Here is a 24,968-nt window from a genome sequence, read left to right on the forward strand (position 1 = left end):
GTGTGTGTCTCAGCTCTTCTCTGTCAGAGATGCGGGTGGGGAAGCTCAGGCCTTGGCGTCGGCGTCGGCGTCCGCAGCAGCGGTCTCGCCGGCCTCGGGGGCCGCAGCCTCCGCGGGGGCCTCGGTCGCCTCGGCAGCAGCCTCGGGGGCGTCGGCGGCAGCGGTCTCGCCGGCCTCGGGGGCGACGGTCTCCGCGGTCTTGGCGGCGTCGCCACCGAGCAGCTCGCGCTCCCACTCGGCGAGGGGCTCGTCGCCGGCGACGACACCCTCGGCCTGCTCGCCGTTCTTGCCGGCGGAGCGGGAGATGAGGCCGTCGGCCACCGCGTCCGCGATCACGCGGGTGAGCAGGGTGACGGAGCGGATCGCGTCGTCGTTGCCGGGGATCTTGTAGTCGACCTCGTCGGGGTCGCAGTTGGTGTCGAGGATCGCGATGACCGGCAGGCCGAGCTTGCGCGCCTCGTCGACCGCGAGGTGCTCCTTCTTGGTGTCGACGATCCACACGGCCGAGGGGACCTTGGCCATGTTGCGGATGCCGCCGAGGGTCTTCTCGAGCTTGTCGCGCTCCCGCTTGAAGATCAGGAGCTCCTTCTTGGTGTAGCCCGAGCCCGCGACGTTGTCGTAGTCGAGCTCCTCGAGCTCCTTGAGGCGCGTGAGGCGCTTGGAGATCGTGTTGAAGTTGGTGAGCATGCCACCGAGCCAGCGGTGGTTGACGTACGGCATGCCGACGCGGGTCGCCTGCTCGGCGATGGGCTCCTGGGCCTGCTTCTTCGTGCCGACGAAGAGGATGGAGCCGCCGTGGGCGACGGTCTCGCGGACGAACTCGTACGCGTTGTTGATGTAGGTCAGCGACTGCTGCAGGTCGATGATGTAGATGCCGTTGCGCTCGGTCATGATGAAGCGCTTCATCTTGGGGTTCCAGCGACGGGTCTGGTGCCCGAAGTGGACGCCGCTCTCGAGGAGCTGGCGCATGGTAACGACGGCCATGCCGTGTCTCCTATGTGTCGTTGTCAGTTTCGTCGGACCCACCATTGGGGTGTGGTCCTGCCTGGCGCCTGGCTCGCATCCCACCGACACCCTGGCCGGACTGCTGTGATGCGCCCCGGGTTCGGAGGAGACCTCGTCACCCGGCGAGAAGACGCGCGAATTAGGTCCCCGCGTGCGAGCACACGGTGACCGTCGTCCATCGTACGTGCCGGACCACGTGATCGGGAAATCCGCTCCGACGTCCCCCACCACGCGAAAATGCGCGCGACCGCCCCGGACGGGCCCGGTATGGTCGCGCTCTTGTGACCACCGTCCTGTCCCGCCTCGGCGAGTGGGTGGCCCCCGCCCGGATGGGGGTCCCTTTCCGCTGGAACCTCGCCTCGTCGTGGGCGGGCCAGCTCGGCGACGGCATCGCCCTCGCCGCGGGCCCGCTGCTCGTCGCGTCGCTGACGCGCGACCCCACCCTGATCGCCGCCGCGGCGATGGTCCAGAACCTGCCCACGCTGCTGCTGGGCCTGTATGCCGGCGCGGTGGCCGACCGTGTCGACCGGCGCCGCCTCGTCCTCGCCGCCAACCTGGTCCGGGTCGTCGTGCTCGCCGTGCTCGTGGCCACCATCGCGACCGGCACGGTGTCGATCGTGCTGCTGCTCGTGACGCTCTTCGCGGTCGGTGTCGCCGAGCTGTTCGCCGACACCGGCTGGCGGGCCGTGCTGCCGATGATCGTGCCGAAGGCCGACCTCGGCATCGGCAACGCCCGCCAGATGGCGGGGTTCCTCGTCGCCAACCAGTTCGTCGGGCCCGCCGTCGGCGCGACGCTGTTCGCCCTCGGCTCGGCCGTCCCGTTCGGGGTCCAGGCCAGCGCCCTGCTCCTGGCCGCGGCCCTCTTCGCCAAGGTGCGCCTCCCCCGCGAGCACACCCCCACCCGGCCCGAGCAGCACATCGGCCACGACATCCTCGACGGGCTGCGCTGGATCGCGGGCAACGCCCCCATCCGCACCCTGACCCTGGTCATCTTCATCTTCAACATCACCTGGGGCGCTCCCTGGGGTGTCCTCGTCTACTGGGCGCAGGAGCGGTTGGGCGTGGGCGCGCTCGGGTTCGGCCTGCTCACCACCTGCTCGGCCGTCGGCGGCGTCACGTCGGTGCTGCTCTACGACCGCCTCGAGGCCCGGGTGCCGCTCGCCCGGCTGATGAAGGCGTGCCTCACCCTCGAGGTCCTCACCCACCTCGCCCTCGCACTGACCACCGTGCCCTGGGTCGCGATGGTGATCATGGTCGTGTTCGGCGGCTACGCCTTCGTCTGGGGGTCGCTGTCCTCCGCCGTGCGCCAGCGGGCCACGCCCAACGAGTTCCAGGGGCGGGTCGGCAGCGTCTACTGGCTCGGCCTGATCGTGGGGCTCCTCGTCGGCCAGCTCCTCGGCGGCCTGATCGCCCGGCACTTCGGGGCCGCGGCGCCGTTCTGGTTCGCGTTCGTGGGCGCCGGCGTCACGCTGCTCGCGGTGTGGCGCCAGCTCGACCTCATCTCGCACGCCGAGTCGCCGGAGGAGCACATCGAGGGGGCGTCGGAGGGTGCGTCGGACCGGACGGCGAACGGCGCGCCCGGCGAGGTACCCGGGGCCTGAGCCCTCAGGGGCGCCCGTCCACGGCGCGCTGCACGACCGAGGTGAGGTGGCCGGCATACCGGCTCTGGACCTGCGGGATGCGCCAGTCGTCGCCGGTCACGAGCTGGCGGCAGCGGTAGGTCTCGCAGTGGCAACGCACGACCAGCTCGGGGTCGGTGCTGGCGGTGGCGTAGTCGAAGGTCAGCTCCTCCCCCGGCCCGACGTCGCGGAAGGCGACCAGCCCGGCGCCACCGGCCGCCCAGGCCAGCGTGGGGTCGCAGGAGTGGTTGAGGAGGTCGGCGTCGACCTCGACGACCGCTCCGCGCGGCACCGCACCGGTCGTGAACATCCCTCGCCCGGCGATCGCCGAGGCCCGACGCTCGATGACCATGGCGGCAGGTTACGCCGGACGTCCAGCCCACCGGTCCGTCCGGCTCCCGGAAAGGCACCCGCCGGCCTCGGGGCGAAACCGGGGCGGACCGCATACCGTCGGCGCATGGCCACCCCGCTCGTCCACCGCATGCACGGCTTCGGCACCACGATCTTCGCCGAGATGACCGGCCTCGCCACGCAGCACGGCGCCGTCAACCTCGGCCAGGGGTTCCCGGACACCGACGGGCCGCGCGAGATGCTCGACGCCGCCAAGGCCGCGATCGACGCAGGCCGCAACCAGTACCCGCCCGGCCCGGGGGTGCCCGAGCTGCTCGAGGCGGTGGCCGCCCACCAGTCGCGGTTCTACGGGATCGAGCTCGACCCGCGTTCGGAGGTGCTGGTCACCGTCGGTGCGACGGAGGCGATCGCGGCCACGATCCTCGCGCTGTGCGAGGTGGGCGACGAGGTCGTGACCTTCGAGCCCTACTACGACTCCTACGCCGCCTCCATCGCCCTGGCCGGGGCGGTCCGGCGCACGTCGGTGCTGAGGTTCCCCGACTTCGCGGTCGACGAGGAGTCGCTGCGCACCGCGTTCTCACCTCGCACGCGCCTGGTGCTGCTCAACACCCCGCACAACCCGACCGGCAAGGTCTTCACCCGCACAGAGCTCGACCTGATCTGTTCCCTCGCAAGGGAGTTCGACGCGTGGGTCGTGACGGACGAGGTGTACGAGCACCTGGTGTTCGACGGGGCGACCCACGTGCCCGTCGCCACGCTGCCCGGTATGCGTGAGCGCACCCTGACGATCTCCTCCGCGGGCAAGACGTTCTCGGCGACCGGGTGGAAGGTCGGCTGGGTCGCCGGGCCCGCGGAGGCCGTCGCCGCGGTGCGCACGGTCAAGCAGTTCCTCACCTTCGTGGGCTCGGGCCCGTTCCAGCCCGCGGTGGCCGTGGCCCTGGGCCTCGGGGACGACGTGTTCGACGGCCTCGCATCGTCCCTGCAGGGCAAGCGCGACCTGCTTGTGCAGGGGCTGCGCGGGGCCGGCCTGGACGTGTCGGTGCCGGACGGGACGTACTTCGTCGTCGCGGACGCAGCGGCCCTCGGGGCCACGGACGCCCTGGCGTTCTGCCGGGAGCTCCCGGCCCGCGCGGGCGTGGTCGGGGTGCCGGTCTCGGTGTTCCACGACGACGTGGACGCGGCGCGGACGCTGGTGCGTTTCGCGTTCTGCAAGCGCGACGAGGTGCTGCACCAGGCGGTCGAGCGGTTGGCGTCCCTGCGGAGGTAGGACGGCGGGTCGGGTCCCCTCGGGGCGCGGCTGGTCGGGGTTCGCGCCTGCGCGGCCGTCAACACCCGGCTCGTCCGGAGCTCCTCGTCCACAGCACCGCGTCCAGCACTGGTCCGACGGGAGCGCCACCGGGCACGGTCGAGCGATGAGAGCCCTCCTCGTGCCGGCCACGGTGATGGCCGCGGCGGCCGCGGTCGCCGCCGCCGCGGTCCCTGTCGCTGCCCCCGTCACCGGTCATGCGCCCACCACCGCCTCGGCATCCGCGGCCGGCCGGGTCACGCAGCCCGCGATGTCCCGTGCCGCGCCCGCAGTCGTGGTCGAGCCGGCACCTCCCTCGGGACCGGCCGCGAGCGGTGCTCGAAGGCCGCCTGCGGCTGGACACCCCGCCGCGGCCCCGGGCCACCGGTGGTCGTGGCCCCTGGACCCCCGCCCGGAGGTGGCGCGGCCGTTCCTGCGCCCGGCCACCCGGTACGGCGTCGGCCACCGCGGCGTGGACCTCCTGGGCCGACCCGGCCAGCCGGTCCTGGCGGTGGACGACGGCGTGGTCAGTCACGTCGGGGTCATCGCGGGGCGCGGCACCGTGACCGTGGTCCACGCGTCGGGGTTGAGGTCGACCTACGAACCCGTCACGTCGACGGTCCGCCGGGGCCAGCGGGTGGCGCGGGGAAGCCCGGTGGGCTCCCTGGCAGCAGCCGGCTCACACTGCGGCACCGTGGCGTGCCTGCACCTCGGCGCGCTCCGCGAGGACGACTACATCGACCCGCTCACCCTGCTCGGAGGCGGAAGGGTCCGGCTGCTGCCACTGCGCTGAAGGTTCTGGGGGGCAGCCGCCAGGGGCGGCCACAGTGGTGCGGCGCGGGACCCGCGTCAGGCGCCGCTGGGGAACGGCCACGGGGTGCACCCACCGAGGCTGAGCGTCTGCTGCACCATCACTGGGGCGCGCTTGCCCTTCTGCGGGCACTGGCGGTGCTGGTGGCCGAGGCCGTGGCCGACCTCGTGGTTCACCTGGTACATCCGGTAGCGCGCGACGTCGGCACCGTAGCTGTCGTCACCGAGCATCCACCGCCGCAGGTTGAGGACCGAACGCTCGCCGTTCCAGCAGGACACCTGCGAGAGCGTCTGCAGCGGTGCGCACAGCTTGTCGGTGAGGCTGGGGCTGGCGAGGGTGACCCTGATGTCGACGGGCGCGCCCTTGGCCGCCTCCGCGGGGCTGACGTTGACGAAGTGGATGCCGTCGATGCGCTGCCAGCCACGGGAGTCCAGCAGCACGCTCTGGACGGTGGCCGCCACCTGCGAGGTGTCGACCCCGAGGCCGCCCTCGACCTCGACGGTGTAGTGCACGGCCCGACCCGAGGTGGACTCCTTGGCGTCGGGCACCGAGACGACCGAGATCTTGCCGTTGCCACGCTTCGGCACCGAGGACTCGTCGACAGGCCTGGTCTCCGTGGCCGACGAACCGTCCTCCTCGCTGGGAGTGCCGGTCGTCCGCGACGCCGCGGGTGCCGTGGTTGTCGTGACGCTGCCGGCGGGCACCGCCTTGACCGGGGCCGGGGTGTCGTCGCGCAGGACCTGGCGCACGCCGAACGCGGCCAGCAGGACGAGGACGAGCGACACCGCCAGGGTGCGGCGCAGACGCACCTGACGACTGGTGCGTTGACGTGCGGACCGCTGGGCGGTCCTGCGCGGGGCGCTCACGGGCTGGCTCCGAACCTCTCCTGGGGTGCCTGTGCAGGTGCGGGACGGGCCCCCACCGGGGAATCATTCTCCCCCAGGCCGGCTCCGCCCAGGGCGCGGCACGCCGGGACCCCCTCGGACCACCGCCACCCGACCCCGGCGCACGCGTCGGCGCGGCGCCGGCCGTCAGGCGCGGGGGTGGGCCTGGCGGTAGGACTGCTTGAGGCGGTCGACCGAGACGTGTGTGTAGATCTGGGTCGTCGCGAGCGAGGCGTGCCCGAGGAGCTCCTGGACGAGGCGAAGGTCGGCGCCCCCCTCGAGCAGGTGGGTCGCGGCGCTGTGGCGAAGTCCGTGGGGACCGATGTCCGGGGCATCGGGCACGTGCCTCAGCAGCTCGTGCAGCGCCGACCTGATCTGGCGGGGGTCGGCCCGCCGGCCGCGGCGACCCAGCAGCAGGGCGGCGCCGCTGCCCGCGACGGCGAGCTGGGGGCGCCCGAGCTCGAGCCAGGCGACCAGGGCCTCGCGGGCCGGAACGCCGAAGGGCACGGTGCGCTCCGTGCCGCCCTTGCCCATGACCCGCACCACGTTGCGGTCGAGGTCGACGTCGTCGATGTCGAGCGCCGCGAGCTCCCCCACCCGGATGCCGCTGGCGTAGAGCAGCTCCAGGGCGGCACGGTCGCGCAGGTGGATGGGGTCCTGGTCGTCGCTGGCGACGGCGGCGACGTCCAGCAGCGCCGTGGCGTCGGCCTGTCGCAGCACCTCGGGCAGGTGGCTTCCCCGCTTCGGGGCCACCAGCCGCAAGGAGGGGTCAGCGTCGATGCGACCGGTCTGGCTGGCCCACGCCAGGAACGTGCGCACGGCCGCGGACCTGCGGGCGATGGTCGACCTCGCCGCCCCCGCCTGCGCCTGCTGCGCGAGCCAGGCCCTCAGGTCCTGCAGCCGGACGTCGGCGAGGTCCGCCACCCCGGTCTCACCGAGGAAGGACACCAGGCTGCGCACGTCGCCCAGGTAGGCGCGGGTGGTGTGCTCGGACCGACCTCGCTCGCTGTGCAGGTGCCGCTCGAAGGCAGCCAGCACCTCGGCCCAGCCCCGCCCGGTCGTCTCCACACCGGCCACCGTCGCCCACCGGCCCCGGCAGCACAAGCCGCCACCCCGCGGGCACCCGCCGCAACCCCCCCGCCCGTTCCGCTCGCCCGGGCCCTTCCGGGCCTGGGTCGGCCGCGGGCCCGGGGCGACCGCGGGTCCGGGGCGACCGCGGGTCCGGGGCGACCGCGGGCCTTGGGGTGGCAGCGGGACCGGCTAGCGCGGCGCGGTACGTCGCACGCGACGGTATCCGGACTGGTCCCGGGTCACGAGGTCGTTGGCCACGAGGATGCCGAGCGCACTGACGGCCTCCGAGGTGCTCGTGCCACACTGCCGGGCGACGTCGTCGGCCGTGGTCGAGGACTGGACGCGCAGGACCCCCAGGACGGCACGGTGCACCGGCTCGAGGTCGTCCTCGGGCTCGTGCGGCCCCTCCTTGTGCGGTGCGAGCTCACCGATCGGGCCCACCTCCTGAGCGACCTCCGCGGCATCGGAGACCAGCGTGGCGCCGTCACGGATGAGCACGTGGCAACCGGCGGAGGCGGACGAGCTCACCGGTCCGGGCACGGCACAGACCACCCGGTGGTGGTCGCGCGCCGTGGTGGCGGTGTTGCGCGACCCCGACCGCAGGCCTGCCTCGACCACGACGGTCCCCTGCGTCATGGTCGCGATGAGCCGGTTGCGGCTGAGGAACCGCCACCGGGTCGGCGACGAGCCCGGCGGGACCTCGCTCACCACCGCGCCCGCCCCGGCGACACGGGCGAGCAGCCCCGCGTGCCCCGCGGGATAGGGGCGGTCCAGGCCGCCGGCGACGACGGCCACGGTCGCGCCGTCGACGGCGAGCGCACCCTCGTGCGCGGCCCCGTCAATGCCGTAGGCAGCGCCGGAGACGACGGTGAACCGGCGCTCGGCCAGCCCCGCCGCGAGCTCTCGGGCCTGGTGGATGCCGTAGCCCGTGGCGGCCCTGGCCCCGACGACGGCCACACTGCGGCTGCAGGCCCCACCGAGGTCGAGAGGGCCCTTCACCCACAAGCAGAACGGCGGCTCGGACAGTGCGTCGAGGCCTGCCGGCCACTCGTCGTCACCCGGCACCACCACTCGCGCGCCGAGCGCCCGGGCGATCTCGAGGTCGCGCTGCACGTCGAGGGTCCCGACGCGGGGCAGCACGCGCTGGGCGAGGGCGCTGGCGGGGTCGAGCCCGTGCAGGGCCTCCTGCGCCCCGACGGCACCCACCAGTCGGGCGGCTGCTGCGTCACCCGGCTCGACCAGTCGCGCCCAGGCCACCCGCGCTGCCCGTTCGCCGGCAGGCAGCCGGAGCTGTGTGAGGGCGGTCATGCGGCCACCGGGCCCTGGTTGCGCAGGGTCAGGGCGGTGCCGAGGTCGTCCCTGGTGGGGCCGACCCTGCCGGCGAGGTCCGCGACGGTCCACCCCAGGCGCAGGACGCGGTCGTAGCCCCGGAGGGTCAGCTGGCCGCGGTCGAGGGCACGGTCGATGTCCGCGGTGACCGACCTCCCGAGCCGGCGGGTGCCCCGGCGCAGGAAGGCACCGGGTACGTGGCTGTTCAGCTGCCAGGGACAGCCGCTCCACCGCTCCGCCTGGACGGCCCGTGCCTCGGCGACCCGGGCGGCCACGGAGGCGCTGGACTCTCCGGGCTCGCTCCCCAGGGACGACAGGCTCACCGCGGGGACGTGGACCTGCAGGTCGACACGGTCGAGGAGTGGCCCCGAGAGGCGCCCCACGTAGTTGCGCTTGGCCAGCGGGGTGCACGAGCAGCCGATGCCCTTGCCGAACCCGAGTCCGCACGGGCACGGGTTGGCTGCCATGACCAGCTGGAACCGCGCGGGGAACCGCACCGCGGTCCGCGCGCGGGCCACGACCACCTCGCCGGACTCCAAGGGCTGCCGCAGCGCCTGAAGGGCTCCGGTCCTGAACTCCGGGGCCTCGTCGAGGAACAGCACCCCGTGGTGCGCCTGCGAGATCGCCCCCGGACGCACGGCGCTGCTGCCGCCGCCGATGATGGCCGCCTGGGTGGCGCTGTGGTGGGGCGCGACGAACGGGGGCACTCCCTCGACGTCGAGCTCTGCCGCGGTCACGCCGAGCAGGGACCTCACCGCAAGCACGTCGATCGACTGCTCACGGGTCAGGCGTGGGAGCACGGACACCAGCCGCTCCGCGAGCATCGTCTTCCCTGACCCCGGCGGGCCCAACAGGAAGAGGTGGTGTCCCCCTGCAGCCGCGAGCTCGAGGGCGGTCCGCGCTTCTGGCTGGCCGACGACGTCGGCGAGGTCGTGGACCGGACGGGAGGCCGCCACCGGCCGGGTCGCCGACTCCGGCACCCCGAGGTCGAGACGGTCGGGGCCGAGGCGGTACGCGGCGACGAGGTCGTTGAGGTGGCGCACGGCGTGGACCCGGATCCCGGGCACGAGGGAGGCCTCGGCGGCGTTGTCCTCGGGCACGACCACGTCGGTGCACCCGGCCCGGGCGGCGCACAGGACCGCAGGCAGGATCCCGCGCACCCGTCGTACCTCGCCGTTGAGCCCCAGCTCGCCGAGGTGAACCGTGTCGGCGACCCTGGCGGCAGGCACCAGGTCGACGGCCGCGAGCACGGCCACCGCGATCGGCAGGTCGAACCCGCTGCCGTTCTTGGGGATCGACGCGGGAGACAGGTTGACGGTGATCCGGTCCTGGGCGAGCGAACGGCCGATGCTCGCGGTGGCTGCCTTGACGCGGTTGGGTGACTGGGCGCAGGCCGTGTCGGGCAGCCCGCCGAGCATGAAGGCCGGGAGCCCACCGGACAGGTGCGCCTCGACGTCCACGACCGCGCCGTCGAGGCCCTCGAGGGTCACCGATCGCGTCCGGCCGAAGCTCATGCCCCGACCCCCACCAGGTGGCAGAGCCTCGCCGGCCCGGCGCCCGGTCGCAGGATCCCGATGACGTCGATCCGCACCCGCTGGGCGCGCACGTCGTGCACCTGCAGCCACGCAGCCGCCAACGCACGCAGGCGCACCGCCTTGCGTCCGTCGACCGCCTCGACGGCCGAGCCGAAACGGGAGGTGCGCCGGGTCTTGACCTCGCAGAACACCAGGCAGTCACCGTCGCGCGCCACCAGGTCGATCTCACCGCGGGCACAACGCCAGTTGCGGTCGATGACCGCCATCCCCTGGTCCTGCAGGTAGCGCGCGGCGAGCTGCTCGCCGTACGCGCCGAGCGCTCGCCGTCGGTCCGGGGCCGGTCGCCCAGTCGCTGGTTCCATGCCCCAAGGCAAGCGGTACGGCGTGGGGCGGGCCACGCCGCAACGTCGACCTGTGGACGCGGCCGGGCCCGCGGCCCTTCCTGTGGACGAGCCGGTCGGGCAAGGACGACCGCCCGGCGGAACCGGTGCTAGAAGCCGGAGTCCTTGGGCAGCTCGAGGTCGGACTTCGCGAGCTCCTCGACGTTGACGTCCTTGAACGTCACCACCCGCACCTGCTTGGCGAACCGGGCCGGGCGGTAGATGTCCCAGACCCAGGCGTCCTGCATGGTGACGTCGAAGTAGACCTCTCCCCCGTCACTGCGGACCTTCACGTCGACGGAGTTGCACAGGTAGAAGCGGCGCTCGGTCTCGACCACGTGCGAGAACAGCCCGACGACGTCGCGGTACTCGCGGTAGAGCGCGAGCTCCATCTCGCTCTCGTACTTCTCGAGGTCCTCGGAACTCATCGCGTGCTCATCTCCGGTTCGTTCGCGGTGGTGGCGGTCTGTTCCGCACCCTCATCCTGCCCCGGGACCCCGGGCAGCCGCCACGACCTGCGGTGCAGCTCCGTGGCGCCGTGGAGCTCGAGGGCCGTGAGGTGCTCGGGCGCGGCGTACCCCTTGTTGACCTCCCAGCCGTAGACCGGGTGCTGTGGGGCGTAGGCCTTCATCATGGTGTCGCGCTCGACCTTGGCCAGGACCGAGGCGGCCGCGACCGAGGAGCACTTGAGGTCGGCCTTGATCATGGTGGTCACCGGTGGCGTCGCGGGCGGCTGCTCCCCGGCGAACGCGAACAGCCCCACCTCGTCGGGCGCGGTGAGCCAGTCGTGGTTGCCGTCGAGGATGACGAGGTCGGGGACGACGGGCACGGCGGCCAGCGCCCGGCACCCGGCGAGCCGCAGCGCGGCGATGATCCCGATCTCGTCGATCTCCGCCGGTGAGGCGTGGCCGACGGCGTGGGCCAGGCACCAGCGCCGGATCCTGGGCACCATGGCCTCGCGGGCGGCCGGGGTGAGCAGCTTGGAGTCCTTGACGCCGGTGGGGGCGCTGCGGCAGGTCTCGTCGATGAGCACGACCCCGACGCTCACCGGGCCGGCGAGGGCGCCGCGGCCCACCTCGTCCATGCCGGCGAGGACCCGGTGCCCGTCCCGCTGCAGTGCGCGCTCGACACGCAGGCTGGGCTTGCGGGAGCCGGTGCGTGCGGTGGCCCCCACGGCTCAGCCCCCGCTGTCCGTGGTGCCCGTGCTGCCGTCGGTGTCGTTGCCCGGCACCTCGGCCCCGCCGCTGCCGGTGGTGGTTCCTCCGGCCGGTGCCTGCTGCCCCACCGTCGCGCCCTGGGAGCTCGGTGCGGGCACCTTGGCGAACACGGCATGGGGGTTGGACAGCCACGTCAGGTGGTCCAGCGGCCAGACCAGCGCGACCGCGCGACCGACGATGAGGCGTTCGTCGACCGAGCCCTGGCTGCCGTTGTCCTCCGGGCTGTCGTGCGCGCGGGAGTCGGCGGAGTTGGAGCGGTGGTCACCCATCACCCACACGCGGCCCCTGGGCACGGTGATGTCGAAGTCCTGCTCGCTCGCCGCGTCGCCGGGCTTGAGGTAGGGCTCCTTGATCGCGGCACCGTTGATGGTGATGCGGCCGCCCTCGTCGCAGCACACGACGTGGTCGCCCGGCAGGCCGATGACCCGCTTGATCAGGTGGTTCTCGGAGTTGTCGGGCAGCAGTCCGACGAACGTCATGGCCTCGCGAACCGCGGTGACGACCTTGCCGTGCGGCACCGCAGGCGTCTCCTCGAGCCAGTTGCCGGGGTCGGCGAACACCACGATGTCGCCCCGCTCGAGGTCGATGGGGCCCGGCGTGAGCTTGCTGACGATGACCCGGTCGTTGAGGACGAGGGTGTCCTCCATCGACCCCGACGGGATGTAGAACGCCTGGAGCAGCCAGGTCTTGACGATGAACGAGAGCACCAGCGCCATGCCGACGACGATGGCGAACTCCTTGACCGCTGCGCCGACCACGGCCAGCGGGCCCGCCTCCCCGCCATCGTCCTCGCGGTCGCCGCCGCCGACACCGGCGGCGTCGACACCGGCGGCGTCGACAACGGCGCCGTCGCCGCCGGCCGCGTCACCCCGGTGGCGGGGGCGGGTGGCGTCGTCGTCGTCCATCTGCCCTGCTCCCAACGTGGGGGGCACGCCCGTGTCGTGCCGGTCGTCGTCGCGGGCTCCGCTCGCGGGGTACTCGGCGTGAGCCGGTCGGCGCGGGTCCGCCGGGTCCGCCGGGTCCCTTGGGTCCGCGGGGTCCGCCGCATCGTCGTGGGGACCGTACGCAGCCGCAGGCACGTCGAGCTCGGGCTCGAGCCAGGCCGGGTCGTGCCCGGACGCGCGGCCCTCACCCCGCGCCGTCCCGCCGTCACCGGGGGCGACAGGGGCGTCACCGGTGGCGTCGACGGGCTGGCCGGGCTCGAGGTCGTGGCGCAGCCAGGGGCCGGCCGGAGCGTCGTGGACGCCGCGCTGGGTGCTGCCGTCCTCGGCGCCGGGGCCCTGGGGGCCGGAGGACGCCTGGTCGCGGTCGAACCCGAGCCAGCTGCGGTCCTCCCCACCGGGGGCGCGGGTCACCGCTGGCCTGCCCGGGGGATGTCCGCGAGGGCGGCGGGGCTGGGCAGGCCGCCCAGCCGGCCGAGGGGCCAGAACGTCACGACTGCGCGACCGACGACGTCCTGCACGCGCACCATGCCGCCGCCCGGGTCGCCGAGGTGGGCGCGGGAGTCGGCGCTGTCGCTGCGGTGGTCGCCCATCACCCAGAGGCGCCCGGCCGGGACCGTGACGTCGAAGGTGAGCTCGCTGGGCTTGTCGCCGGGGTACAGGTAGTCCTCCTTGACGGCCTTGCCGTTGACGGTGAGGCGCCCGTCGGCGTCACAGCACACGACGTGGTCGCCGGGCAGGCCGACGACGCGCTTGACGAAGTCCTGCTCACCGAGGTCGATGCCGACCGCCGACGCCGCGCCCGAGAGGGTCCGCCCGACCAGGCCGTCGGCCTGGTGGGGGCTGCGGTCGGCGACGGCGAAGGTGGTCGTCCCGTCGAACACGACCACGTCGCCGCGGGTGAGGTCGTCACCGGACGCGAGCTTGTTGACCAGGATCCGGTCGCCCGGCTCGATCGTGGGTTCCATCGACCCGGAGGGCACGTAGAACGACTGCACGAGGAAACCCCGGACCAGGAGCATCACCACCACCGCCACGCCGGCGAGCAGCAGCCACGAGGGCCCCTGCCTCCGGTCGTCGGCGGTCGCGCCGACCGCGTTCGCGGGGGCGTCGTCGACGGGCGCGGACACCGCCGCCGCGTCAGCGCGTGCTGACGCGGCGGCCGGTTCCTGCTGGGGTGTTCCGGGTCCGGGGTTCATCGCTTCCGGAGCCTAACCCTCGAGTCTGGGTCGGTCGTGCCGGGGCACCCGAGGGTCGAGATGACTTCGCCCTACTTGGCGGGGGTCGTCTCGCGCTTCTCCTTGATCTTGGCGGCCTTGCCGCGCAGGTCGCGCAGGTAGTACAGCTTCGCGCGACGGACGTCACCGCGGGTGACGACCTCGATCTTCTCGATGATGGGGGTGTGCAGCGGGAACGTGCGCTCCACGCCGACACCGAAGGAGACCTTGCGGACGGTGAAGGTCTCGCCGACGCCACCACCGTGGCGGCGGATCACGACGCCCTTGAAGACCTGGACGCGCGAGCGGGTGCCCTCGACGACCTTGACGTGGACGTTGATGGTGTCACCGGCGCGGAACGCGGGGACGTCGTCGCGCAGGGATGCCTTGTCGATCTCGTCGAAACGCTGCATGGCGGATTCGCTTTCTTCTCGGCGCCACAGGTCGCCCAGGGTGTAGTCGTGCTTGGTGTGGTGGTGCGTACTGCCTGCGCCGCGTGCGTGGCTGGTGGGCCGGGCACCGGGGCCGGTGCCGTCGCACTCCCCCTGTGGCAGGGGCGTGGGTCGAGCAGACGCAAGGAGTCATTCTGCCACGAGGGTGCTCTGCCGCCGAAATCGCGGCCGACTAGCGTTGCCCGCGTGAGCATCAACCCGGGCTGGCCGGTCGCCGTCGCCCTCGTGGCCCTGCTGGTCGTGGCCCTCGGCGCCCACCGGGTCAACGGCTACGGCCTCGAGCGCTCCTCGCTCGTGGCCGCCGTCCGCGCCATCGCCCAGCTGGGCATCGCCGCGGTGCTCATCACCTCGGTCGTCTCGCACCTCTGGCTGTCGGTGCTGCTCGTGCTCGTCATGTTCGCCCTCGGGGTCCTGACGACGTCCCGGCGCGTGGAGGCGCCCGCGTCCTGGCCGGCTGCCGCCCTCGCCATGGCCGCCGGGGTCGTGCCCGTCCTCGTGGTCGTGCTGGCGACCGGCACCATCCCGGCGGAGGGCATCGCCATCATCCCCGTCGCCGGGATCATCGTCGGCAACGCCATGACCGCCCACACCCTCGTGGGACGCCGGGCGTTCGCAGCGCTGCGCGACGAGCACGCGCAGTACGAGGCGGCACTGTCCTTGGGCCTGCTGCCCGGCCAGGCCATCCGCGAGATCGTCCACCGACGCGCGCCCGAGGCGCTGCTGCCGGGTCTCGACCAGGTGAAGACCACCGGGGTGGTCACGCTGCCGGGCGCGTTCATCGGGGTCATGCTCGGCGGGGGCTCGCCCGTGCAGGCGGCGACGGCACAGGTCCTCGTGCTGTTCGGCATCATGGCGGCCCAGACCGTCACCGTGGGTGTGGCCGAGCGCCTCGTGGCCGCGCGGCGGCTCGTGTCGCCCGACCTGCGCGCCGCCCTGGTCGACTGAGCAGGACGCGCTAGCCGCGCCGCCGCTTGGTGAGGTCCACGGTGCCGGGGTAGGCGCCCTCGCCGGGCACGGCGCGGTACCCGGCCCTGCGGTAGGTGCGCAGGTTGCGCTCGCTGGCGCGCCCGGTGTTGATCCAGTACGTGGAGACGTCCGCAGGGGCCACGGCCTCGGCGTGGGCGAGCAGCGCCCGGCCCAGCCCGCGGCCCTGGAGGTCAGGGGCGACCATGAGCCGGCCGACCTGCCAGGTCGTCTCGTCCGTGGGGTCGCGGCGCGCGCGCACGGAACCGACGAGCCGTCCCTCGGAGCGCACCGTCCACGTCTGCCACTCGCCCAGCCCGGCCACCACGTCCTCGAGCGACTCGACGAGCGGCGGGATGTCGAAGGACGCGTTGGCCCGCCCCTCGGTGACCCAGCAGGCGCGCGAGAGGGTGAGCAGCTCCGGGGCGTCGGCGGGGGTGGCGAGCGCCACGTCGAAGGAGGCCAGCGCGCCGGACGCGGACGAGCCCGGCGCAGCCTGGGAGCCGTGCAGGAGGTCGGGGCGGCGGGCCGCGGTGCGCTCGAGCCGTTGCTGGTGGCGCCAGCGCGCGATCGCGCCGTGGTCGCCGGACAGCAGCACCGTCGGGACGTCGCGGGTGACGCCGGGGGCGGACTCCCACGACGCGGGCTTGGTGAAGACGGGGTACTCGAGCAGTCCGTCCTCGTGCGACTCCTCGACGAGCGACTCGGCGTTGCCGATGACCCCGGGCAGGAGCCGGGCGACGGCCTCGACGATCGCCAGCACGGCGACCTCTCCCCCGTTGAGCACGTAGTCGCCGAGGGAGACCACGGACACCTCGAGGCCGAGGTCCTGCGCGGCGTACTCGTAGACCCTCTCGTCGATCCCCTCGTAGCGCCCGCAGGCGAAGGCGAGCCACGGCTCGGCGGCCAGCTCGCGGGCCATCGCCTGGGTGAACGGCGCGCCTCCCGGTCCCGGGACGACCAGCCTGGGGCGGGCGCCCTCGGCGCCCGACCCGGCGACGGCGGCGAGCGCCTCGGCCCACGGCTGGGGCTTCATGACCATGCCGGCGCCACCGCCGTACGGGGTGTCGTCGACGCTCTTGTGGCGGTCGTGGGCGAAGTCGCGCAGGTCGTGGACACGCAGGTCGAGCAGGCCGTCGCGCCGGGCCTTGCCGATGAGCGACAGGTCGAGCGGCGCGAGGTAGTCGGGGAAGATCGAGACGACGTCGAGGCGCATGGTCGGGTGGGTCACTCCCCGGCGAGCTCGAGCAGGCCGGGCGGCGGGTCGATGACGACGCGACGGGCCTCGAGGTCCACCTCGGGGACGATCGCCTCGACGAACGGCACGAGGGCCTGCCCGCCGGTGGCCAGGGTGACGACGAGCAGGTCCTGGGCGGGACCGGTCTCGAGGCCGGCCACCTCCCCGACGGCGGCACCCGTCGTGTCGACCACGGCCAGCCCCACGAGCTCGTCCTCGTACCAGCCGTCCTCGTCGTCGTCGGCGTCGTCGACGACGTCACCGAGGGCGACGAACAGGCGGGTGCCGCGAAGGCCCTCGGCGCCGGTGCGGTCGGGGACCTCCTCGAAGCCGAGCAGCCAGATCTCGCGGTGGAGGCGGGCCGTGGCCAGGGTCAGGGCGCGGGGCACCCCGGAGCCGGCCGGCGCCTCGGTGGCGAAGACGACACCGGGGACGAAGCGGCGCTCGGGGTCATCGGTGTGGGTCTGGACGGTGACCTCACCGCGCAGGCCGTGCGGCTTGCCGATGCGGGCGACGAGCAGCTGGTCGGTGGCAGGCATGGCCACGATCCTCTCAGGGTGGGTGGGGACATGCCGAGGGCCGCCGGGACGTGGTCCCAGCGGCCCTCGGAACGACCGGTTGTCGGTGCGCGGTCAGCGGACCTTGTCGGTGTCGACGATGTCGACCCGGACGGTATGGCCGCCGGCCAGCGCACCCATGACGGTGCGCAGGGCGCTCGCGGTGCGACCGGAGCGACCGATCACGCGCCCGAGGTCCTCGGGGTGGACCCGGACCTCGAGCACCTCACCGCGGCGGAGCTCCTTGCGTCGAACGGCAACCTCGTCCTTGTGGTCGACGATGCCCTTGACGAGGTGCTCGAGCGCCTCCTCCAGCACGGTCAGGCCTTGTCCGTGGCGGCGGCCTCGGCGGCCGGGGCCTCCGTGGTCGCGGCCTCGTCAGCCTTGGCCTCCTCGGCCTTGGGCTCCTCGACGGGGGCCTCGTCAGCCTTCTTGGCGGCCTTCTTCTTCGGCGTGGTGGCCGTGTCGGTGCCCGCGTCGGCCTTGCCGGCGGCGGCGATGGCAGCCTCGTAGAGCTCCTTCTTGGACGGCTTGGCAGCCTTGACCTTGAGGGTGCCCTCGGTGCCGGGCTCGCCCTTGTACTTCTGCCAGTCACCGGTGACCTTGAGCAGCGCGGCGACGGCCTCGGTGGGCTGGGCGCCCTGGCCGAGCCAGTACTGCGCGCGGTCGGAGTCGATGTCGATGAGCGAGGGCTCCTCGGTGGGGTGGTACTTGCCGATCTCTTCGATGGCCCGGCCATCGCGCTTGGCGCGCGAGTCCATGACGACGACGCGGTAGAACGGTGCACGGATCTTGCCCATGCGCTTCAGACGGATCTTGACGGCCACGGTGGTGGTGTCTCCTTGTTCGTGTTGTGGGCACGGCGAGACCGCGCACGGTTCGCGCGGGGTGCCGGAACCCGGTGTAGGCGTTCCAGAGCCAGGAGGCCAGTCGCGGCGGCCGGAGGCGTGCTCCGTGCCGTACGAGGGGCCCGTGCCTGGACGGGTACAGCCACCCATTCTGCCAGATGGCCGGGGGTGCCCCCGACCACGCGCTGCGCGGCTACCGCGGGCGGGCTCACCAGGGGCTGGGGCGGTAGTCCTTCACGAAGCACCCGTACACGTCCTCGCCCGCCTCGCCGCGGACGATCGGGTCGTAGACGCGGGCGGCGCCGTCCACGAGGTCGAGCGGGGCGTGCCATCCCTCGGCGGCGATCCGCAGCTTCTCGTGGTGGGGGCGCTCGTCGGTGATCCAGCCGGTGTCGACCGCGGTCATGAGGATGCGGTCGGTCTCGAACATCTCCCCCGCGCTGGTGCGGGTCAGCATGTTGAGCGCGGCCTTGGCCATGTTGGTGTGCGGGTGCCCGGCGCCCTTGTAGCGGCGCGAGAACTGGCCCTCCATGGCCGAGACGTTGACGACGTAGGCCCGCCGGGCCCCGGCTGCGACCGCGGCCCGCATCGCCGGACGCAGCCGGGACACGAGGATGAACGGCGCCGTGGCGTTGCAGAGCTGGACCTCGAGCAGCTCGAGCGGGTCGACCTCTTCGACCTTCTGGGTCCAGGAGTTGTTGACCTGGGTGTCGGGCAGCAGGCCACCGGCGTCGAGAGCAGTGCCGGCGAGGTGGGCGTCGAGGCTCGCGTGGCCCGCCGAGAGCGCCATGGCCGTCATCGAGGCGGCCGAACGCTCGGCGAGCACCTGCTCGGCGTGCTCGGGCGACTCCCCCTCGTGGTGCGCGACCTGGTGCTCGCGCAGGGTGCCGATGAGGTTGGCCGGGTGGGCCTCGCTGATCCGGTCGAACGTCACGAGCTCGGGCAGGTCGACACCCTGCGGCAGCGGGGCGTTCTCGCCGTCGACGAGGTGGCCGTAGGAGCCCGGTGAGCGGCGGACCGTCTGGGCGGCGTTGTTGATGAGGATGTCGAGCGGGCCGGCTGCGGCGACCTCGTCGGCGAGCGCGACGACCTGCGTGGGGTCGCGCAGGTCGATGCCGACGACCTTGAGGCGGTGGATCCAGTCGGCCGCGTCCTCCTGCGCCGCGAAGCGCCGGGCCGCGTCACGGGGGAACCGCGTGGTGATGGTGAGGTGGGCACCGTCGCGCAGCAGGCGCAGCGCGATGTACATCCCGATCTTGGCGCGGCCGCCGGTGAGCAGGGCGCGACGGCCGGTGAGGTCGGTGCGCTGGTCGCGCTTGGCGTGGCTGAGCTCGGCGCAGTCGGGGCACAGCCAGTGGTAGAACGCGTCGACGAGGGTGTACTCGGCCTTGCAGATGTAGCAGCCGCGCGGCTTGATGAGCTCGCCGGCGTGGGCACCGCGGACGCTGGACACCAGCGGGATGCCGCGGGTCTCGTCGTCGATCCGCATGGGCGATCCGGTCGCGGTGCGGGCGATGACGGCCTCGTCGTGCTCGACCTGGGGGCGCAGGGCCTCGCGGCGACGCGTCTTGCGGACCCGCTTGTACATCCGGCCGGTGGCCCGCTTGATGGTCTCGATGTCGGGGTGCCCGGCGTCGAGGTCGGGGAGCTGCTCGAGCACCCGCAGGGCGGTGGCCAGGTCGTCGGGGTCGATCTGCTGCAGGTCGGTGGGCGCGGTCATCGGCTCCGCCACGCGTCGGGGTCGGCGGCGAGGGCGGACACACGCTCGGGCAGCTCGCCGGAGAGCACGTCGGCGAGCGATGTCTCGTCGAGGACCGAGCGCAGGCTGGCGCGCACCGCGACCCACACCGTCGGCAGGTGCTCGGCCACGCCCTCGTAGCTGGTCTCGTGGGGCCGCAGCCCGCGCACCTCCGCGAGCGGGCCGTCCACGGCCCGGAAGACGTCGCCGAGGGTGATGTCGCGTGGCTCGCGGGTCAGGGCGTAGCCCCCGCGCGCGCCTCGGGTGCTGCGCAGCAGACCGGCGTTCTTGAGGTCGGCGGCGATCGTCTCGAGGAACTTGCGGGGCAGTGACTGGCGCAGCGCCAGGCTCTCCACGCTGACCGGGCCACTGGCCGTGGCCGACGCCTCCGCGAGGATGAGCATGGCCCGGACTGCGTATTCAGTGCGTGCCGAGATGTCCACGGAGGGCATCCTCCCGCATGCCCGGCAGACATCCGAATCCGCACCTCGCGGAGGGCGCCTCAGATCGCGGCGCTGGCGCCCACGAGCTGCGGGTCCTGCCCCCGGGAGGCACGGGCGAACACGGTCTCGCCGACCCGCAGGTCGAGGTCGGCCGCCTGCGAGCGCGTCATCTGCACGGCGAACCGCTCCCCCGGGTCCGTGGCCAGGTCGACGCGCACCTCGAAGCCGAGGCGCACGATCCGCTCCACCCGTGCACGGACCCGCGCCGGTGCCGCGTGGCCCTGCGGGACGAGCTCCACGGAGGCCTCGCGCTCGAGCTCGATGTCGTGCGGGCGCACCAGAACCCCGTTGAGGGTGGCGACCGACCCCAGGAAGGACATGACGAAGTCGTTGGCGGGGCTGTCGTACAGCGACACGGGGTCACCGACCTGCTCGATGCGTCCCTTGTTGAGGACGGCGATGCGGTCGGCGACGTCGAGCGCCTCCTCCTGGTCGTGGGTGACCAGGACCGTGGTCACGTGGACCTCGTCGTGCAGCCGGCGCAGCCACTGGCGCAGGTCGGCCCGCACCTTGGCGTCGAGGGCGCCGAAGGGCTCGTCGAGCAGCAGCACCTCGGGGTCGACGGCGAGCGCCCGGGCGAGGGCCATCCGCTGGCGCTGGCCGCCGGAGAGCTGGGCCGGGTAGCGGTGCTGGAACCCGTCGAGCCCGACGATCTCGAGGAGGTCGTCGACCTTCCTGGCGATCTCGGCCTTCGGGCGCTTGCGGATGCTCAGCCCGAACGCGACGTTGTCGCGCACGGTCATGTGCTTGAACGCCGCGTAGTGCTGGAAGACGAACCCGATCCCGCGCTTCTGCGGTGCCACCGCGGTGAGGTCGCGTCCGCCGATGACCACCGTCCCGGCGTCGAGCCGCTCGAGCCCGGCGATCGAACGCAGCAGCGTCGACTTGCCCGAGCCGCTGGGGCCGAGCAGCGCCGTGAGCGTGCCGGCCGGGATCTCGAGGCTGACGTCGTCGAGGGCGGCGAAGTCGCCGTAGCTCTTGCTGGCACCGGTCACGGTGATCATGTCGTGCTCCTCTTGCGGTCGAGAACGGTCATCAGCAGCAACGTCAGGACGGCCAGGCCCATGAGGAGCGTGGCGGCGGCGTAGGCGCCGTAGACGTTGTGGTCGTCGATGTAGCGGGAGTGGACGAGCAGGGTCAGGGTCTGCGACACGCCGGGGAAGCCGGAGCTGACCATGATGACCCCTCCGAACTCGCCGAGGGAGCGAGCGATGGTGAGCACCACGCCGTACGTCAGGCCCCAGCGGATCGCCGGGATCGTGATGCGCCACAGGGTCTGCCACGAAGAGGCGCCCAGGGTGGCGGCGGCCTGCTCCTGGTCGGTGCCGATCTCGTGCAGCACCGGTTCGACCTCACGCACGACGAAGGGCAGCGTCACGAAGATCGTGGCGAGCACCATCCCCGGCAGCCCGAAGATGACCTGGATGCCCAGGCGGTCCAGGCCGCCGAACCAGCCGTCGACACCCCACAGCATGATCAGCGACACGCCGACCACGATGGGCGAGACGGCGAACGGCAGGTCCACGACGGCCTGCAGCAACCCGCGGCCCGGGAAGCTGCCGCGGACGAGCGCGAGGGCGGTGGCGACGCCGAACACCACGTTGAGCGGGACCACGATGGCCACGATGAGCAGCGACAGGTTGAGCGCCGAGATCGCCGCGGGGGTGCGGACGGAGTCGATGAAGGCGCCCAACCCGTCGCCGAAGGTGCGCCACAGGATGAGCGCGATCGGGACGGCGAGGAGGGCGAACAGGTAGCCCAGGGCGATGGTGCGCAGCGTGAGCCGGGTACCGGTCGAGGTCCTCATGCGGACGCCTCCTCGCGGCGCTGGCTGCGGCTGGCGAACAGCCGCAGGACGAACAGGGTGACGAACGCGATCGCCAGCAGCGCCACCGAGACCGCGGCCGCGTTGACGGGGCGGTCGATCTCGATCTGCTGCTGGATGTACTGCGACGTCACCTGGGTCTTGCGGGGGATGTTGCCCCCGATGAGCACCACCGAGCCGTACTCCCCGATGGCCCGCGCGAACGACAGGCCGGTGCCGCCGATCACGGCCGGGGCCAGGGTGGGCAGCACGATCCGGCGGAACGTCGTCCAGCCCGAGGCGCCGAGGGAGGCCGCGGCCTCCTCGACCTCGCGGTCGGCCTCGATGAGCACCGGCTGCACGGAGCGGACGACGAACGGCAGGGTGACGAACGCGAGGGCGACGAGCAGCCCCGGCCTCGTGGCGTTGAGGTGGATGCCGATGGGGCTGCTCGGGCCGTACAGCGAGAGCAGCACGATGCTGGCGACGATGGTCGGCAGGGCGAACGGCAGGTCGATCAGGGCGTCGACGAACCGCTTGCCGGGGAAGTCGTCACGGACGAGCACCCACGCGATGAGGGTGCCCATGACCGCGTTGACCAGGGCCACGACGACCGACACCAGGATGGTGACCCGCAGCGAGGCGAGCGCGACCGGGGCGGTCACGGCGTCCCAGAAGCCGGACCAGCCCTGGTCGAAGGAGGCCACGGTGAGCGCTGCCAGCGGCAGCAGGACGATGAGGCTGAGCCAGAGGCCGACCAGCCCGACCCCGAGGGGGCGGCCCAGGCCGTGGCGCGCCTTGGGCGCCCCCGGGGTCGGGGGCGCCTCCGGCGCCGGCAGGGCCGGCACCTCGGCCCTGCGGAAGAGGGTGGCAGTCATGGCTTACTGCGTCGCCTTGTCGTAGATGAGGGCGATGGAGCCCGTCTCCTTCTTGAACAGGGTCCCGTCGACGGTCTTCCACCCTCCGAGGTCGTCGATCGTCCAGAGCTTCTGCGGCGCCGGGAAGTCGGCGGCGAAGTCCTTGGCGACGTTCTGGTCCACGGGGCGGAAGCCGGCCTCGGCGAAGAGCTTCTGGGCCTCCGGCGTGAACAGGTAGTCGTCGAACGCCTTGGCCTTCGCGAGGTTCTTGCTCTTGGACAGCACCGCGACGGGGTTCTCGATCTTGAACGTCGTCGGTGGCGTCACGTGCTGCACGGGGTCACCGCTGCGCTCGGCGAACAGTGCCTCGTTCTCGTAGCTGAGCAGGACGTCACCGGTCCCCTGCAGGAACGTCTCGGTCGCCTCGCGTGCGGACTTGGGCTGGACCTTGACGTGACCGGTGACGAGCTTTTCGATGTAGGCGAGGCCTGCGGCCTGGTCCTTGCCCCCGTTGCTCTTGGCCGCGTACGGGGCGAGCAGGTTCCACTTCGCGCTACCCGAGCTGAACGGGTTGGGGGTGACCACCTCGACACCCGGCTTGAGCAGGTCGTCCCAGTCCTTGATGCCCTTGGGGTTGCCCTTGCGCACGACGATGGTGACCACCGAGCCGAACGGGATCCCCTTGTACTGGTTGGCGTTCCAGTCCTTGGCCACCAGGCCGGCGTCGACCAGGCGGGTGATGTCGGGCTCCACGGAGAAGTTGACGAAGTCCGCGGGGGCACCTGCGGCGACCTTGCGGGACTGGTCGCCGGACGGGCCGTAGGACTGCTCGAACTGCACTCCCTTGCCTGCGGCGGTCCTGGTGAAGGCCGGGATGACCTTGTCGTAGCCCACCTTCGGCGCCGAGTAGGCGTAGAGCTGCAGCGTGCTCTTGACCGCGCCGCCCCCGCCGGCCGAGGCCCCGACGGTGTCGCTCGATCCCCCGGCGCACGCGCTCAGCACCAGCGCCCCGGCGGACAGCACCCCCGTCACGGTGACGATGTTCCTGTGTCTCATGTGTCTCTCCCTCTTCCGGCGGTGTGCCAGAACCCCTTAGTCCTATGAGTTAAGTAGGAGTTTCTGCGAGGGTACGTATGGGGGTCAACCGCCCGACCGGGCCATCTCGGATGGTGGCGTGACTACTCCAACTGGTGGATGACAGGCCCCGGCCCGGCGTGCGCGGTGGTACGGCGCGTCAGACCTCGGCGCCGCGCAGCACCACGTGCGCGGGGGCGGACAGCGCGCGGATCTCCCGCCGCGGGTCGGCGGTGTAGACCACGAGGTCGGCGTCGGCCCCCTCCTCCAGGCCGGGGCGGCCGAGCCAGGCGCGGGCGCCCCACGTGGCTGCGTACAGCGCCTCGGTGGCGGTCAGGCCGGCCCTGGTGAGCTCGTGGGCCTCGTCGGCGACGAGGCCGTGCCGCAGCGAGCCGCCGGCGTCGGTGCCGAGGTAGATCGGGATGCCGGCCTCCCGGGCGGCGGCGATGGTGGCGTAGCGCCGGTCGTGCAGGGCGATCATCCGACGGTGGTAGTCGGGGAACTTCTCCCGTGCCGGCTCGGCGATCGCCGGGAAGGTCGCGATGTTGACCAGCGTGGGGACGATGGCGATCTGCTGCTCGGCGAACTGGGCGATGGTCTCGGGTTCCAGGCCCGTGGCATGCTCGATGCAGTCGGTGCCGGCCGCGGCGAAGTCGTAGAGGGAGGCCTCGCCGAAGCAGTGCGCCGTGACCCGCGCCCCCTCCTCGTGCGCGGCCGCGATGGCGTCGGTGAGGACGTCGACGGGCCAGCACGGCGAGAGGTCGCCGGTGTCGCGGTCGATCCAGTCCCCCACGAGCTTGACCCAGCCGTCGCCGGCCCGGGCCTCGAGCCGCACGCGCTCGACGAGCTGGTCGGGCTCGATCTCGTGGGCGAAGTTGCGGATGTAGCGGCGCGTGCGCGCGATGTGGCGCCCGGCCCGGATGATCTTGGGCAGGTCGTCGCGCTCGTCGACCCACCGCGTGTCCGCCGGTGACCCGGCGTCGCGGATGAGCAGGGTGCCTGCGTCCCGGTCGGCCAGGGCCTGCTTCTCCGAGGTCGCGTCGTCGACCGCGCCGTGGGCGTCGAGGCCCACGTGGCAGTGGGCGTCGACCAGCCCGGGCAGGACCCACCCGCGCAGCGTCTGCACGTCCGAGCCCGCAGCGGTGGGCCGCTCGAAGGTCAGCCGCCCACCGACGACCCACGCATCGGGGCGCACGTCCTCCGGGCCGACGAGGACCTCACCCTGCAGGTGCAGCACCGTTGCCATGCGCCGACCCTAGCGAGGGCGCCCCGGCTCGGCGCGCGCGGCCG

At 72.9% G+C, this 24,968-nt stretch carries 27 protein-coding genes and 1 pseudogene; 4 read left to right on the plus strand and 24 right to left on the minus strand.

Annotated elements, in window-relative coordinates:
• Positions 1-45 precede the first annotated feature (45 nt).
• A complete protein-coding gene (gene rpsB / locus ABEA42_RS07140) occupies positions 46-984 on the minus strand; it encodes a 30S ribosomal protein S2 (protein ID WP_345502139.1) in 939 nt (312 codons plus the stop codon).
• 302 nt (positions 985-1,286) lie between these two features.
• On the opposite strand from rpsB, the gene ABEA42_RS07145 reads away from it, so the two are divergent.
• Complete coding sequence (locus ABEA42_RS07145) at positions 1,287-2,606, plus strand: MFS transporter (RefSeq protein ID WP_345502140.1); 1,320 nt, start codon at positions 1,287-1,289, stop codon at positions 2,604-2,606.
• A gap of 4 nt (positions 2,607-2,610) precedes the next feature.
• Here the strand turns inward: ABEA42_RS07145 and ABEA42_RS07150 are convergent, their stop codons facing one another.
• Positions 2,611-2,976 carry an SET domain-containing protein gene (locus tag ABEA42_RS07150; protein WP_345502142.1) on the minus strand — a complete coding sequence of 122 codons (366 nt, stop codon included), beginning with the start codon at positions 2,974-2,976 and terminating at the stop codon, positions 2,611-2,613.
• Between the two features lie 105 nt (positions 2,977-3,081).
• Here ABEA42_RS07150 and ABEA42_RS07155 point away from each other — a divergent pair, with 105 nt between their 5' ends.
• Positions 3,082-4,242, plus strand: coding sequence for a pyridoxal phosphate-dependent aminotransferase (locus ABEA42_RS07155; protein ID WP_345502143.1), 1,161 nt, complete (start codon positions 3,082-3,084; stop codon positions 4,240-4,242).
• A 145-nt stretch (positions 4,243-4,387) separates the two neighbouring features.
• Positions 4,388-5,053: a murein hydrolase activator EnvC family protein gene (locus ABEA42_RS07160; protein WP_345502144.1), complete on the plus strand. Its 666-nt coding sequence runs from the start codon at positions 4,388-4,390 to the stop codon at positions 5,051-5,053.
• A 56-nt stretch (positions 5,054-5,109) separates the two neighbouring features.
• On the opposite strand, the gene ABEA42_RS07165 is transcribed toward ABEA42_RS07160, so the two are convergent.
• The 10 genes from ABEA42_RS07165 to rplS all read right to left on the minus strand — a co-directional run bounded on the left by ABEA42_RS07165 (position 5,110) and on the right by rplS (position 14,058).
• Positions 5,110-5,880, minus strand: a complete 771-nt coding sequence (locus ABEA42_RS07165; protein WP_345502145.1) for a DUF3152 domain-containing protein — start codon at positions 5,878-5,880, stop codon at positions 5,110-5,112.
• 222 nt (positions 5,881-6,102) lie between these two features.
• The gene (locus tag ABEA42_RS07170) at positions 6,103-7,023 is read right to left on the minus strand and encodes a tyrosine recombinase XerC (protein WP_345502146.1); all 921 of its coding nucleotides are present in this window, start codon (positions 7,021-7,023) and stop codon (positions 6,103-6,105) included.
• Between the two features lie 192 nt (positions 7,024-7,215).
• Positions 7,216-8,334: a DNA-processing protein DprA gene (gene dprA, locus ABEA42_RS07175; RefSeq protein WP_345502147.1), complete on the minus strand. Its 1,119-nt coding sequence runs from the start codon at positions 8,332-8,334 to the stop codon at positions 7,216-7,218.
• Complete coding sequence (locus ABEA42_RS07180; protein WP_345502148.1) at positions 8,331-9,869, minus strand: YifB family Mg chelatase-like AAA ATPase; 1,539 nt, start codon at positions 9,867-9,869, stop codon at positions 8,331-8,333. The genes dprA and ABEA42_RS07180 overlap by 4 nt, the downstream gene beginning before the upstream one ends.
• Positions 9,866-10,252 carry a YraN family protein gene (locus ABEA42_RS07185; protein ID WP_345502150.1) on the minus strand — a complete coding sequence of 129 codons (387 nt, stop codon included), beginning with the start codon at positions 10,250-10,252 and terminating at the stop codon, positions 9,866-9,868. The genes ABEA42_RS07180 and ABEA42_RS07185 overlap by 4 nt, the downstream gene beginning before the upstream one ends.
• 128 nt (positions 10,253-10,380) lie before the next feature.
• The gene (locus ABEA42_RS07190) at positions 10,381-10,698 is read right to left on the minus strand and encodes a DUF2469 domain-containing protein (RefSeq protein ID WP_345502152.1); all 318 of its coding nucleotides are present in this window, start codon (positions 10,696-10,698) and stop codon (positions 10,381-10,383) included.
• Positions 10,695-11,444, minus strand: a complete 750-nt coding sequence (locus ABEA42_RS07195) for a ribonuclease HII (RefSeq protein WP_345502154.1) — start codon at positions 11,442-11,444, stop codon at positions 10,695-10,697. Before ABEA42_RS07195 ends, ABEA42_RS07190 begins: the two co-directional genes overlap by 4 nt.
• A gap of 3 nt (positions 11,445-11,447) precedes the next feature.
• Positions 11,448-12,842 (minus strand): signal peptidase I, encoded by a 1,395-nt coding sequence (lepB, locus tag ABEA42_RS07200; RefSeq protein WP_345502156.1) that lies wholly within the window; start codon positions 12,840-12,842, stop codon positions 11,448-11,450.
• Positions 12,839-13,558: a signal peptidase I gene (gene lepB / locus ABEA42_RS07205; protein WP_345502158.1), complete on the minus strand. Its 720-nt coding sequence runs from the start codon at positions 13,556-13,558 to the stop codon at positions 12,839-12,841. The genes lepB (ABEA42_RS07200) and lepB (ABEA42_RS07205) overlap by 4 nt, the downstream gene beginning before the upstream one ends.
• Before the next feature lie 140 nt (positions 13,559-13,698).
• Entirely contained in the window at positions 13,699-14,058 is a 360-nt protein-coding gene (gene rplS, locus ABEA42_RS07210) for a 50S ribosomal protein L19 (protein ID WP_056883648.1), read from the minus strand.
• Positions 14,059-14,283: 225 nt separating this feature from the next.
• On the opposite strand from rplS, the gene ABEA42_RS07215 reads away from it, so the two are divergent.
• A complete protein-coding gene (locus tag ABEA42_RS07215) occupies positions 14,284-15,042 on the plus strand; it encodes an ABC transporter permease (RefSeq protein WP_345502160.1) in 759 nt (252 codons plus the stop codon).
• Positions 15,043-15,052: 10 nt separating this feature from the next.
• Here the strand turns inward: ABEA42_RS07215 and trmD are convergent, their stop codons facing one another.
• From trmD to ABEA42_RS07270, 12 genes and pseudogenes are all read right to left on the minus strand, one after another.
• Entirely contained in the window at positions 15,053-16,276 is a 1,224-nt protein-coding gene (gene trmD / locus ABEA42_RS07220; protein WP_345502613.1) for a tRNA (guanosine(37)-N1)-methyltransferase TrmD, read from the minus strand.
• A gap of 11 nt (positions 16,277-16,287) precedes the next feature.
• Positions 16,288-16,836 (minus strand): ribosome maturation factor RimM, encoded by a 549-nt coding sequence (gene rimM, locus ABEA42_RS07225; protein ID WP_345502161.1) that lies wholly within the window; start codon positions 16,834-16,836, stop codon positions 16,288-16,290.
• Between the two features lie 93 nt (positions 16,837-16,929).
• Positions 16,930-17,172, minus strand: a complete 243-nt coding sequence (locus ABEA42_RS07230; RefSeq protein WP_056915145.1) for an RNA-binding protein — start codon at positions 17,170-17,172, stop codon at positions 16,930-16,932.
• A gap of 2 nt (positions 17,173-17,174) precedes the next feature.
• Positions 17,175-17,681: a 30S ribosomal protein S16 gene (gene rpsP / locus ABEA42_RS07235; protein WP_345502162.1), complete on the minus strand. Its 507-nt coding sequence runs from the start codon at positions 17,679-17,681 to the stop codon at positions 17,175-17,177.
• 229 nt (positions 17,682-17,910) lie between these two features.
• Positions 17,911-19,422 carry an SDR family NAD(P)-dependent oxidoreductase gene (locus ABEA42_RS07240; RefSeq protein ID WP_345502163.1) on the minus strand — a complete coding sequence of 504 codons (1,512 nt, stop codon included), beginning with the start codon at positions 19,420-19,422 and terminating at the stop codon, positions 17,911-17,913.
• Positions 19,419-19,892: an RrF2 family transcriptional regulator gene (locus ABEA42_RS07245; RefSeq protein ID WP_345502165.1), complete on the minus strand. Its 474-nt coding sequence runs from the start codon at positions 19,890-19,892 to the stop codon at positions 19,419-19,421. The genes ABEA42_RS07240 and ABEA42_RS07245 overlap by 4 nt, the downstream gene beginning before the upstream one ends.
• Positions 19,893-19,942: 50 nt before the next feature.
• Positions 19,943-20,263: a TOBE-like domain-containing protein gene (locus ABEA42_RS18505; protein WP_425572029.1), complete on the minus strand. Its 321-nt coding sequence runs from the start codon at positions 20,261-20,263 to the stop codon at positions 19,943-19,945.
• 30 nt (positions 20,264-20,293) lie between these two features.
• Positions 20,294-20,947: pseudogene (locus tag ABEA42_RS07250) on the minus strand (sulfate/molybdate ABC transporter ATP-binding protein); the annotation flags it as partial.
• A complete protein-coding gene (cysW, locus tag ABEA42_RS07255) occupies positions 20,944-21,750 on the minus strand; it encodes a sulfate ABC transporter permease subunit CysW (protein ID WP_345502167.1) in 807 nt (268 codons plus the stop codon). The gene cysW and the pseudogene ABEA42_RS07250, both read right to left, overlap by 4 nt.
• Positions 21,747-22,625 carry a sulfate ABC transporter permease subunit CysT gene (gene cysT / locus ABEA42_RS07260; RefSeq protein WP_345502168.1) on the minus strand — a complete coding sequence of 293 codons (879 nt, stop codon included), beginning with the start codon at positions 22,623-22,625 and terminating at the stop codon, positions 21,747-21,749. Before cysT ends, cysW begins: the two co-directional genes overlap by 4 nt.
• A 3-nt stretch (positions 22,626-22,628) precedes the next feature.
• Entirely contained in the window at positions 22,629-23,660 is a 1,032-nt protein-coding gene (locus tag ABEA42_RS07265) for a sulfate ABC transporter substrate-binding protein (RefSeq protein WP_345502170.1), read from the minus strand.
• A 178-nt stretch (positions 23,661-23,838) separates the two neighbouring features.
• The gene (locus tag ABEA42_RS07270) at positions 23,839-24,924 is read right to left on the minus strand and encodes an amidohydrolase family protein (protein ID WP_345502172.1); all 1,086 of its coding nucleotides are present in this window, start codon (positions 24,922-24,924) and stop codon (positions 23,839-23,841) included.
• Positions 24,925-24,968: the final 44 nt, after the last annotated feature.

The sequence above is a fragment of the Pedococcus ginsenosidimutans genome, from assembly GCF_039544395.1.
In the GTDB taxonomy this organism is placed as follows: Bacteria; Actinomycetota; Actinomycetes; order Actinomycetales; family Dermatophilaceae; genus Pedococcus; species Pedococcus ginsenosidimutans.